7 protein-coding genes, 1 other RNA gene and 1 pseudogene are annotated in these 7029 nt (G+C 64.2%); 6 read left to right on the top strand and 3 right to left on the bottom strand.

Going from position 1 to position 7029, the window contains the following annotated elements; translation table 11 throughout:
- Positions 1–793, top strand: a pseudogene (locus tag YY7_RS0148915) (phosphomannomutase/phosphoglucomutase); the annotation flags it as partial.
- Positions 794–929: 136 nt separating this feature from the next.
- On the opposite strand, the gene YY7_RS0148910 reads toward YY7_RS0148915, so the two are convergent.
- The 3 genes from YY7_RS0148910 to YY7_RS0148900 form a co-directional block, all read right to left on the bottom strand.
- The gene (locus YY7_RS0148910; RefSeq protein ID WP_028169306.1) at positions 930–1433 is read right to left on the bottom strand and encodes an Lrp/AsnC family transcriptional regulator; all 504 of its coding nucleotides are present in this window, start codon (positions 1431–1433) and stop codon (positions 930–932) included.
- A gap of 141 nt (positions 1434–1574) precedes the next feature.
- Positions 1575–2525, bottom strand: a complete 951-nt coding sequence (nudC, locus tag YY7_RS0148905) for an NAD(+) diphosphatase (RefSeq protein WP_028169305.1) — start codon at positions 2523–2525, stop codon at positions 1575–1577.
- 7 nt (positions 2526–2532) lie between these two features.
- Positions 2533–2952 (bottom strand): HIT domain-containing protein, encoded by a 420-nt coding sequence (locus tag YY7_RS0148900; RefSeq protein WP_028169304.1) that lies wholly within the window; start codon positions 2950–2952, stop codon positions 2533–2535.
- A 192-nt stretch (positions 2953–3144) separates the two neighbouring features.
- Between YY7_RS0148900 and ffs the strand changes: the two genes are divergently transcribed.
- The 5 genes from ffs to YY7_RS0148880 all read left to right on the top strand — a co-directional run bounded on the left by ffs (position 3145) and on the right by YY7_RS0148880 (position 6646).
- Positions 3145–3241: signal recognition particle sRNA small type (gene ffs / locus YY7_RS57615), an RNA gene on the top strand.
- Positions 3242–3350: 109 nt separating this feature from the next.
- The gene (locus tag YY7_RS0148895; RefSeq protein WP_028169303.1) at positions 3351–5168 is read left to right on the top strand and encodes a DNA polymerase III subunit gamma/tau; all 1818 of its coding nucleotides are present in this window, start codon (positions 3351–3353) and stop codon (positions 5166–5168) included.
- Positions 5169–5260: 92 nt separating this feature from the next.
- Entirely contained in the window at positions 5261–5581 is a 321-nt protein-coding gene (locus tag YY7_RS0148890; protein ID WP_028169302.1) for a YbaB/EbfC family nucleoid-associated protein, read from the top strand.
- A complete protein-coding gene (gene recR, locus YY7_RS0148885; protein WP_028169301.1) occupies positions 5582–6187 on the top strand; it encodes a recombination mediator RecR in 606 nt (201 codons plus the stop codon).
- Between the two features lie 24 nt (positions 6188–6211).
- Positions 6212–6646 (top strand): hypothetical protein, encoded by a 435-nt coding sequence (locus YY7_RS0148880; protein WP_035693163.1) that lies wholly within the window; start codon positions 6212–6214, stop codon positions 6644–6646.
- The last annotated feature ends 383 nt before the right edge of the window (positions 6647–7029 follow it).

Here is a 7029-nt window from a genome sequence, read left to right as displayed (position 1 = left end):
CATGGAGATGCTGCACGCGATCCGCGACGCGGTCTTGCAGCACAAGGCCGATGTCGGCCTCGGCTTCGATGGCGACGGCGACCGCTGCGGCGTGGTCGACAACACCGGCGAGGAGATCTTCGCCGACAAGGTCGGCGTGATGCTGGCGCGCGACATGTCGGCGATCCACAAGGACGCGCANTTCGTGGTCGACGTGAANTCGACCGGNCTGTTCATCACCGATCCGGTGCTGCAGCAGCAAGGCGCCAAGACCGCGTATTGGAAGACCGGCCATTCCTACATGAAGCGCCGCACCAACGAGCTTGGCGCGCTCGCCGGCTTCGAGAAATCCGGCCACTTCTTCTTCAACAAACCGTTCGGCCGCGGCTATGACGACGGCCTGGTCTCGGCGATCGCGATCTGCGAGATGCTCGACCGCGCGCCCGGCAAGTCGATGGCCGACCTGAAGGACGCGCTGCCCAAGACCTGGTCGTCGCCGACGATGTCGCCGCATTGCGCCGATGAGGCCAAATACGGCGTGGTCGACGCCGTGGTGAAGCACTTCGAGGGCCTGCAACAGCAGGGCGCCAAGATCGGCGGCCAGGCGATCCGCGATCTCGTCACCGTCAACGGCGTGCGCGTCACGGTCGAGGACGGCAGCTGGGGCCTGGTGCGCGCCTCCTCCAACAAGCCGGAGCTGGTGGTGGTGGTCGAAAGCCCGGTCAGCGAGCAGCGCATGCGCGACATGTTCGAGACCGTGGATGCGGTGCTGCGCACGCATCCGGAGGTCGGCGAGTACAATCAGAAGATTTGATTGCGCCGCCGGCCACCCCCGCCGTCGTCATACCCCGCGCAGGCGGGGTATCCAGTACGCCGCGGCGTCTCAATCGAAGACGAACCTCTCTGGAATACTGGATCGTCCGCGTTCGCGGACGATGACAGTGGAGGGCTTAAGCCGCCGCCGGCACCGGCAGCGCGGTCACCGACTTGATCTTCTCCATCGCAAAGCGCGAGGTGACGTTCTTCAGCGGCACGGCGCTGATCAGCTTCTTGTAGAAGATGTCGTAGCTCGACATGTCCGCGACCACGACGCGCAGCATGTAGTCGACGTCGCCGGCCATCCGATAGAACTCCATCACTTCAGGCATCGCGCTGACCGCGTCGGCGAATTTGCGCAGCCAGGCCTCGGAATGGTCGGAGCTCTCGACCGACACGAACACGGTGATGCCGAGCCCGATCTTGTTCTGGTCGACCAGCGCAACCCGGCGCAGGATCACGCCATCGGCCTCGAGCCGCTGGATGCGCTTCCAGCAGGGGGTGGAGGACAGGCCGACCCGATCGCCGATCTCGGCAACTGACAGGGAGGCATCCTCCTGCAGCACGGTCAGGATTTTGCGATCGATGGCGTCGAGCCGGCGGTTGGCGTCATGCAGCGGAACGGCGAGGTCGGTCATGAGAAAAAAGTTCCATATGAAGGGGCTAAGTCCCTCATATAGAGAAAAATCTTCTAAGGCAAGCCTGTTGGCTGTTCTCGGCCGGGCGGCCGATCTCGTCCTGTCCCAAAAACTCTTCAACTTCAGTACGTTGCGGGGCCACTATGCGCCCGCTGCGTCTTTCCCATGCAGCCAACGTCCGACCAAATGATGGGCTATGGCGAAAGGATGTGGACCAGCCAGGCCATCCGGATGCTGCCGCTTGAGCATCAAGGTCGCCTCCGCGCGATCGAACCAGCGCGCATCCTCGAGCTCAGTGCGGTCGACGATGATTTCTTCATTGGTTGCACGCGCGGTGCATCCGATCATCAGGGATGATGGATAGGGCCATGGCTGCGTCATGTAATAATTGACCTCGGTGCAGCGGATTCCCGACTCCTCGAAGATCTCGCGCCGGACCGCGTCCTCGATGGTCTCGGCGGCTTCGACGAAACCCGCAAGGCAGGAATACATGCCCGGAGGGAATTGCTTCTGGCGGCCCAGCAGGCATCTGTCGCCGTGGGTCACGAGCATGATGACGACAGGGTCGGTGCGCGGAAAATGCTCGGCCTTGCAGCTCGGGCATACGCGCTTCCAGCCGCCCTCCTTCATCGCGGTGCGCGCACCGCAATTGGCGCAAAAGCCGTGGCGCTGGTGCCAGGTCACCATGGATTTCGCCATCGCGATCGCCGAGAGCTGGTCGGGCGGGGCGGTGCCCTGCATCGCCATGCCGCGCAGCTCGGTGACGGCGACGTCGCTGCGGCCGACCAGCTTTTCCGCTGCTTGCGGCGCAATGCCCATGCCGAATACCGGCGCGCCATCGCGCAGGCCCAGAAACACCGTGCCCGGATTGGCGCCGAATTTCAGCGCCTCCTCAACCGAAAGCAGTGCCCGCGGACCGGTTTCCTCCTGCTTCACCACCAGCGAGTCGCGGTAGATCACGTAAGCGCGCGCGTCGCGGCGGCTTTCCAGCGCGAACAGCTTCTCTTCATTGGTGCGCAGATGCGCGGCGCGGTCGAGAACATTGGTGACGAAGGCCGGCTGCCCCAGCGGAAAATTATCGAATGCTGACATCTATTCTTCAACCCAACCAGATCTTGCGGCGAAGCGCGCTGATGAAATTCTGCACTTCTTCGGCATCATGTGCCAGCGGCGGCACCACGCCCCATACCGGGCGCGGCCAGGCGGCGTCGCTGGTACGGCGCGCGATGATATGGACATGAAGCTGCGGCACCGCGTTGCCGAGCGCGGCGACGTTCAGCTTGTCGCACTTGGTGATGTCCTTCAGGGCGCGCGCGACGCGGGATATCTCGGTCATGAGGTGCGCCTGCTCGACCTCCTCGAGGTCGATGATCTCCACCGCGCCCTCACGGCGCGGCACCAACAACAGCCAAGGGTAATTGGCGTCCTTGATGATCAGCACCCGGCAGAGCGGCAGATCGCCAATGTCGATCGTGTCTTCCTTGAGGCGTGCGTGCAGTGACCAGGTCGAGGCGGACATGCATATTTCCCCGTCATGGCCGGACTTGTTCCGGCCATCCACGTCTTGTTTCGGCCAAGAGGAAGACGTGGATGCCCGGGACAAGCCCGGGCATGACGGCACCTAAAGCCTTTCTGGCCTCCGGCACAAGCCCGGTGCGTTCCGCGCAGGCCACGCTTGCTTTCCGGCCCTATTGGCCCCAAATAGGGACCGGGAGATTGGCGGTGGACGAGCCACTCGCCAACCGGGTCAGGTCCGGAAGGAAGCAGCCCTAACGAGGTCCGGATCGGGTCGCTCGTCAGTCTCCTACCTGTTTTTCGAGCGAATCATGCAGAAGGCGGGCTGTTCCGCGGTTTTGCGCTTGATTCCGCTCCTTTCCGCAAAGCCGGCCCGAGAGACATTCAATTGCGGATCGACCAATGAACGACGCTGGCGCTCCTCCGAATCAGGCTGAAGGCGCCGGTCAGGCCGGCTTCGAAGCGGCAAAGCCCTACCGGGTGCTGGCGCGCAAATACCGCCCTTCAAGCTTTGACGATCTGATCGGCCAGGAGGCCATGGTGCGCACGGTCTCGAACGCGTTCGAGACCGGACGAATCCCTCAGGCCTGGATCCTGACCGGGGTGCGCGGGGTCGGCAAGACCACCACCGCCCGCATCCTCGCCCGTGCGCTGAACTATGAATTGCCCGACGGCTCGCTGAAGGGGCCGACCATCCAGATGCCCGTGCTTGGTCTGCACTGTCAGGCGATCATGGAAAGCCGGCACATGGACGTGCTGGAGATGGACGCCGCGTCCCATACCGGCGTCGACGATGTCCGCCAGATCAATGACAGCGTGCGCTATGCGCCGGCGAGTGCGCGCTACAAGGTCTACATCATCGACGAAGTCCACATGCTCTCGACCGCGGCCTTCAACGCGTTCCTGAAGACGCTGGAAGAGCCGCCGGAGCACGCCAAATTCGTCTTCGCCACCACTGAAATCCGCAAAGTCCCGGTCACGGTGCTTTCGCGCTGCCAGCGTTTCGACCTGCGCCGGGTCGAGGCCGACGTGCTGATGAAGCATCTCGGTAACATTGCGACCAAGGAAGGCGTCGAGGTCGAGCCCGAAGCGCTTGGCATTATCGCGCGGGCCGCGGAGGGCTCGGTGCGCGATTCGCTGTCGCTGTTCGACCAGGCGATTGCGCATGCGGCCGGAACCGTGCGCGCTGAGGAAGTGCGGCAGATGCTTGGCCTTGCCGACCGCACGCGGGTGATCGACCTCTTCGATTCGCTGGCGCGTGGCGATATCGCGGCCGCCTTCACCGAATTCCGCGCGCAATATGATGTCGGCGCCGATCCGGTGGTGGTGCTGTCCGACCTCGCCGAATTCGTCAATTTCGTTACCCGCGTGAAGATCGTGCCTGCTACCGCCGACAACGTGGCGTTCGGCGAGACCGAGCGCGTGCGCGCCCGCGAGTTTGCAGCCAAACTGTCGATGCGGGTGCTGTCCCGGATGTGGCAGATGCTGCTCAAGGGCATCGCCGAGGTGCAGGCTGCCACCCGCCCGGCCGCCGCCGCCGAGATGGTGTTGGTGCGGATCGCCTATGTCGCCGACCTGCCGACGCCGGATGAAGCCATCAGGATGATTGAGCAGAACGGCGGCGCGTCGCCGGTGGTCGCGGGCGGCGCGACCGCGTCGCGGGCTGCCCCATCGGCGCCCATTTCCTCGATTGCCTCGTCGCCGGTGCGCGCTCCCGCGGCAATGCCCCGGGCCAGCGCGGAGGCATCGCTGCGACCGCAGGCAGCAGTGCCCGAGACGCAGTCGGCGCCGGCGCTGCGCGTCACCAGTTTCATGCAGCTTGTCGCGCTTGCCGGCGAGAAGCGCGATTTGATGATCAAGGGCGCGCTTGAAGCAGATGTCCGGCTGGTACGGATCGAGGACGGGCGGCTCGAAATTGCGCTGGAGCCGCATGCCTCCCGCGGCCTCGTCACCGATCTCTCGCGCAAATTGGAACTATGGACTGGCCGCCGCTGGACCGTGATCGTCTCCAATGAAGCCGGGCAGCCGACCATTCGCTCGCAAAATCTCGCCGAAAAGAGCCAGCGCGAGCGCGCGGCCGAAGCCGATCCGCGGGTGAAGGAGGTTCTGGCGCGCTTTCCCGGCGCCAAGGTCGTCGAGGTGCGCAGGCTTGCCGCTGAGCCGGCGGAGACCGATATTGTCGGCGAAGACCCCGTCGAGAGCGGCGACAGCGACGACTAACATGATCCGCGAAAGTGGGGCCGGTTTTGCTTCGCGACAAACGCGCAGCGTTGGCGCGAAGATCATGCGCGAACAGATTGAAGGGACCACCGATGGCTGATTTTCTCGGCATGATGAAGCAGGCAGCGCAGCTGCAGTCCAAGATGCAGGCGATGCAGGAAGAACTCGGCAATGTCGAGGTCGAGGGCATTTCCGGCGGCGGCCTCGTCGCCGTGCGCATGAGCGCAAAGATGGAAGTGAAGGGCGTCAGGATCGATCCATCCCTGATCAAGCCGGAGGAACGCGAGATCCTCGAGGACCTCCTGGTCACCGCGCACAATGATGCGCGGCGCAAGGCGGAACTCGCGGTGCAGGAGAAGATGCAGGCGCTCACGGGCGGGCTCGGCCTGCCGCCCGGACTTGGTCTCACCTGAATGGCCGCAAGCGTCGCCGGACCTGAAATCGAGCGCCTGATCCAGCTTCTGGCGCGGCTGCCGGGCCTCGGGCCGCGCTCGGCCCGGCGCGCGGCGCTGCACCTCATCAAGAAGCGCGAAGCCCTGATGACGCCGCTCGCCGCGGCGCTGCAGGTGGCGATCGACAAGATCCAGGTCTGCAAGACCTGCGGCAACATCGACACGCAGAATCCCTGCACGGTCTGCACCGATCCACGCCGCGATCCTTCCATCATCGTTGTGGTTGCCGACGTCGCCGATCTCTGGGCGCTGGAACGGGCGAACGCGACCAATGGCCGCTATCACGTCCTCGGCGCGACGCTGTCGCCGCTCGACGGCGTCGGCCCGCAGGATCTCACCATCGATCAGCTCGTGGCGCGCGCGCATGATCCGCAGGTGAGCGAGATCATCCTGGCACTGAATGCAACCGTGGATGGCCAGACCACGGCGCATTACATCACCGATATGCTTCAAGAGGCCAATGTCCGGGTGACACGGCTGGCGCATGGCGTGCCGGTCGGCGGCGAGCTTGATTACCTCGATGAAGGTACGCTATCCGCAGCCATGCGGCAGCGAACGCTCTTCTAGCCAATCACAACGGAACTGAACGAGATGACGAACCACCGATTCGGCATTCGCCTGTGCTTTGCGGTCATTCTGGGGGCGGTGCTGACCGCGCCCGCCGCGCTGGCCCAAGAGGCGGAGGCTTCGCCGAAGCCGGGCAAGCCAATCCACGCTGGCGATGTGCTGTCGGGCGAGCTCAACACGCTGCGCGTCCGCGACATCAAGAAAGCCGGCAAGCGTACCGCGACCTATCAGTTGACCAGCGAACCGCGCCGCCTGCCGCCGCCGAACGGGCTGTGCAATCTCGAGACCGGTCCCGAGACGTTCCAGCTTGTCCCCGCCAATGACGCGCAAGCCGCGCAACTGAGGCCTTTTGTCGGCAAGGAAATCTCGGTGAAGGTCGACGAAGTCGCCTGCGCGGACGAAGCGGGGCAGATGAGCGAAGCTGTGGTCACCAAGTGGAGCGTGGTGACGAAGCACTGAGCGCTCTCAGCCGTCGTCCCTGCGAAAGCACTAGGGCATGCACAGATGTGGTGCGGTGCGGCGGATTGACTCGGGGCGGGTTTGAGGGATTCCAGAATCGGGAATCTGTGTGATTTCTATTGTGGCACTTCGATTTGACGGAGGTGCCGCGATGTCGCCACGGATTGACTGGACGTTGGGCCGGTTCGGGGATCGTCGTCTCGATAAAGGGGGGCGGCGCTCGTCGAACGCATGGTTGCGGGCAAGGATGTTTGCCTGCGGCGGCTTGCCAAGGGTGACCGCGCGCTGGAGGTGCGGTTCAACCGCTTTCTCGGCCACGCCAAGGTGACAACGGAGCGTATTGTCGAAAGCTGGAGCGAAAGCACGGTTGCGGCGGTTGCGGG

It is taken from the genome of Bradyrhizobium elkanii WSM2783, from assembly GCF_000472865.1.
GTDB classification, from domain to species: domain Bacteria; phylum Pseudomonadota; class Alphaproteobacteria; order Rhizobiales; family Xanthobacteraceae; genus Bradyrhizobium; species Bradyrhizobium elkanii_A.
This window is presented reverse-complemented; position numbering and strand designations above follow the sequence as displayed.